Origin of the sequence: Leisingera sp. (assembly GCF_034669605.1) — a bacterium.
In the GTDB taxonomy this organism is placed as follows: domain Bacteria; phylum Pseudomonadota; class Alphaproteobacteria; order Rhodobacterales; family Rhodobacteraceae; genus Leisingera.
In genome coordinates this window covers 1-3,960 of sequence record NZ_JAXMOX010000302.1, presented here as the reverse complement: position 1 = coordinate 3,960, position 3,960 = coordinate 1, and the positions used below count along the sequence as shown (strand labels likewise).

General features: G+C 62.2%; 3 protein-coding genes and 1 pseudogene. 3 read left to right on the top strand and 1 reads right to left on the bottom strand.

What is annotated here, in order from left to right; genetic code table 11:
• A pseudogene (locus VOI29_RS23170) lies at positions 1-525 on the bottom strand (THUMP domain-containing protein); the annotation flags it as partial.
• 277 nt (positions 526-802) lie between these two features.
• Between VOI29_RS23170 and VOI29_RS23165 the strand changes: the two are divergent.
• From VOI29_RS23165 to VOI29_RS23155, 3 genes are all read left to right on the top strand, one after another.
• Positions 803-2,536, top strand: coding sequence for an ABC transporter substrate-binding protein (locus VOI29_RS23165; protein ID WP_323784084.1), 1,734 nt, complete (start codon positions 803-805; stop codon positions 2,534-2,536).
• Between the two features lie 167 nt (positions 2,537-2,703).
• Entirely contained in the window at positions 2,704-3,780 is a 1,077-nt protein-coding gene (locus VOI29_RS23160; protein WP_323784082.1) for an ABC transporter ATP-binding protein, read from the top strand.
• 7 nt (positions 3,781-3,787) lie between these two features.
• Positions 3,788-3,960: ATP-binding cassette domain-containing protein (locus VOI29_RS23155; protein WP_323784088.1), on the top strand; the 173-nt coding region annotated here is incomplete at its 3' end.

Here is a 3,960-nt window from a genome sequence, read left to right as displayed (position 1 = left end):
GTTTTCGCGCATCGGTGCCTTGCCGACGGCGGATTTATGGCCGCGCTTGTGCAGCCCCTCGCCGGACGTGTCGACGCTGAAGACGCAGAGGTTGTCCTCGATCCTCAGCTTCACCGTCAGTTCCGCGTCCTTGGTCACCGGCGCGCCGAGGGTCTCGGCAATTGCCTTTTCCACCCGCTGCGCGGCGGCGCCTGCGTGGTAGATCTTGGATTTCTTATTGGTGGAAACCTCCACCTTCACCGGCACATCCGGGCGCAGGACGCCGCCCCAGGGAAACTTGCGCGACCGCTTGTCAAGCTGGGCCAGGTGGAAGGCGCGGAATTCACCGATCCGGGCCAGCACCCGGGCAGCGCCGCGCACCGACAGGTTGGCGCGCCAGACCTCGGCCCAGCCCCCCTGCACCGTGACCCCGCCCGGAACCGCCTTGGGCGCGGCGAACCTCAATTCCTTGGCCTCGGCCAGCAGCGCCTGTTCCAGTCCCGGCGGTGCGGTGAGGAATATTTCGAATGTGCTTTCATGCGTCATGGCGCCTGCTTAGCCGTAAAGCCGAGGCGCGGCGACTGTTTTTTCAGCGACCGCATAGGGGGAAACAGCCGCAGCGCCACAACTGCTGATGCCGCAGCGCGGCATGCCGGACACCTGCCGGGAAGGCTGCTGAAGTCCGTAAATTTATCATTAGAAACAGACGACTAGTCGTTACTAAAAAATTAGTTTGACAACATATTCCAACTTATGAAAGCTCTATGCCAGTCAGGTGCAACAGGTGCATAACTGGCCTTAAGCGACTTTCAGGGAGGAAAGGATGCGTAAGTATCTTTTATCCGCAGCCGCCGTTTGCGCGATGGTTGCCGGATCAAATGGCTATGCCGACGAAATGGCGGCCCAAAAATGGATTGATGAAGAATTCCAGCCGTCGGTGCTGACCAAGGATGAACAGCTGTCTGAGATGCAGTGGTTCATTCAGGCGGCCCAGCCGTTCAGCGGCATGGAAATCAACGTGCTGTCGGAAGGCATCCCGACGCACTCCTACGAATCCGAAGTGCTGACCAAAGCCTTTGAGGAAATCACCGGCATCAAGGTGAACCACCAGATCCTCGGCGAGGGCGAAGTGGTTCAGGCCGTGCAGACACAGATGCAGACCAAGCGGAACCTCTACGATGCCTATGTCAATGACTCCGACCTGATCGGCACCCATTCGCGGCTGCAGCTGGCCTATAACCTGACCGACATGATGGCAGGCGATTTCAAGGACGTGACCAACCCGGGCCTGGACCTAGATGATTTCATGGGCACCCAGTTCACCACCGGCCCGGATGGCGATCTTTACCAGATGCCCGACCAGCAGTTCGCCAACCTTTACTGGTTCCGCAAGGACTGGTTCGACCGCGAGGATCTGCAGGCCGCCTTCAAGGAAAAATACGGCTATGACCTGGGCGTGCCGGTCAACTGGTCGGCTTATGAGGACATCGCCGAATTTTTCAGCGAGGACGTCAAGGAAATCGACGGCACCACGATCTATGGCCACATGGATTACGGCAAGCGCGCGCCGGATCTTGGCTGGCGGATGACCGATGCCTGGCTGTCGATGGCCGGTGCCGGTTCCAAGGGTGAGCCGAACGGCGTGCCGATCGACGAATGGGGCATCCGGATGGAAGCAGGCACCTGCAACCCGCAGGGCGCCAGTGTCTCCCGCGGCGGTGCCGCCAACGGCCCTGCAGCGGTCTATGCGATCCGCAAGTGGGACGAATGGCTGCGCAAATACGCGCCTCCCGGTGCGGCGTCTTATGACTTCTACCAGTCGCTGCCCGCTCTGGCGCAGGGCAACGTGGCGCAGCAGATCTTCTGGTACACTGCGTTCACTGCCGACATGGTGAAGCCGCAATCCGAAGGCAACAACACCGTGGATGGCGACGGCAACCCGCTGTGGCGGATGGCGCCCAGCCCGCACGGCCCCTACTGGGAAGAAGGCCAGAAGGTCGGCTATCAGGACGTGGGGTCCTGGACCTTCCTGAAATCCACCCCGGTGGACCGTGCCCAAGCGGCCTGGCTTTATGCGCAGTTCGTGGTGTCGAAGACCGTGGACGTGAAGAAATCGCACGTTGGCCTGACCTTCATCCGCGATTCTTCGGTAAACCACGAAAGCTTCACCGAGCGCGCCCCCAAGCTGGGCGGCCTGGTCGAGTTCTACCGCTCGCCCGACCGCGTGGCCTGGTCGCCGACCGGCGTGAACGTGCCTGACTATCCGAAGCTGGCCCAGATCTGGTGGCAGCAGATCGGCGACGTCAACTCCGGCGCCTTCACCCCGCAGGAAGCGATGAACCGTCTGGCCGAGGAGATGGACATCACCATGGCCCGGATGCAGCGTGCGGACGAGCAGGCGAATGTCTATGGCGGCTGCGGCCCGCGCCTGAACGAAGAAAAGGACGCGGAATGGTGGTATGCCAATGGCGGCGCCAAACCGCCGCTGGAGAACGAGAAGCCTGCAGGCCAGACCGTCAACTATGACGAGCTGGTAGCCCGCTGGGCGACTGAATAAACTCTCCTTCCGGTCCGGCCAGGCTGCTCATTGCCCGGCCGGGCTGAACCCAGGCCCCGGAGACCGGTTTCCGTCTTCCGAAGCCAGCTTCCCCCAAAAGACTGCGCGCCCTGCCCGCTCTCTGCACCTGCGCGCAAACAGGCCGCCTGCCGGAAAGTCAAAGCAAGATGGCACTCGAACTTAAGGGTGTGACCAAGCGCGTCGGCGCCATTCAGCACATCAAGGACACCTCGCTGGTGCTGGAACCCGGTCATTTCAACGTCCTCCTCGGCGCCACTGGCGCTGGCAAGACCTCACTGATTAAACTGATGGCGGGCCTCGACCCGATGGCCAGCGGCCAGGTGCTGATGGGGGGCGAGGATGTCAGCCGTCTCAGCACCCAGAAGCGCAACATCAGCCTGGTGCATCAGTTTTTCATCAACTACCCGCATATGACAGTGTATGAGAACATCGCCTCGCCGCTGAAGGTGGCGGGCATGGCGAAATCGGAACTCGAGGCCCGCGTCGAAGAAGCGGCCGATATCCTGCAGCTGAAGCCGATGCTGCACCGCCGCCCGCACGAGTTGTCGGGCGGCCAGCAGCAGCGCTGCGCCCTGGCCCGAGCGATTGCCAAGGAAAGCCGCGCGGTATTCCTGGACGAACCGCTGGCCAACCTCGACTACAAGCTGCGCGAAGAGCTGCGCGGCCAGCTGCCCGAGCTGTTTGCCGGCCGCGGCGCGGTGGTGGTCTATGCCACCTCGGAACCGGAAGAGGCGCTGCTGTTGGGCGGCAAGACCGCGCTGATGCGCGACGGGCGTGTGACACAGTTCGGCCCCACCGCCGAGATCTACCGCAACCCCGGTAATGTGGATGCGGCGCGGGTGTTTTCGGATCCGCCGATCAACACCGCCGAAATCACCAAACAGGGCCGCATGGCCCGTCTGAGGGCCGGCGTCACCTGGGAGCTGGCTGGGGCCGCCGCGAATCTCAGCGATGGCACCTACACCATCGCCGTGCGCCCGCACCACGTGCTGCCCATCGCCCGCGACAGTGCACAGGTGCAGCTGTCCGGAAAGGTTCAGGTGACCGAGCTGTCCGGCTCCGAAAGTTCCGCCCACTTCGACATGGGCACAGGAACAGGTGCCGGCAGCTGGGTGTCGCTGGCACACGGCGTTCACCCCTACCGCGTGGGTGAGTTGCACGATTTCTACATGGACCCCGCGCAGGCCTATTTCTTTGCCCCTGACGGCAGCCGCGCAGCGTGAGGCATAAATGGCTAAAATAACTCTCTCAAAACTGCGCCACAGCTATCTTTCCACGCCCAAGTCCGACTCGGACTATGCGCTGAAGGAGATTGATCTGGATTGGAACGACGGCGGCGCCTATGCGCTGCTCGGCCCCTCGGGCTGTGGCAAATCCACCCTTCTGAACATCATCTCGGGACT

Excerpts from the sequence above, each read along its gene's own strand:
- VOI29_RS23165 (WP_323784084.1), top strand. The coding sequence starts at position 803 with ATGCGTAAGTATCTTTTATCCGCAGCCGCCGTTTGCGCGATGGTTGCC.
- VOI29_RS23160 (WP_323784082.1), top strand. The coding sequence starts at position 2,704 with ATGGCACTCGAACTTAAGGGTGTGACCAAGCGCGTCGGCGCCATTCAG.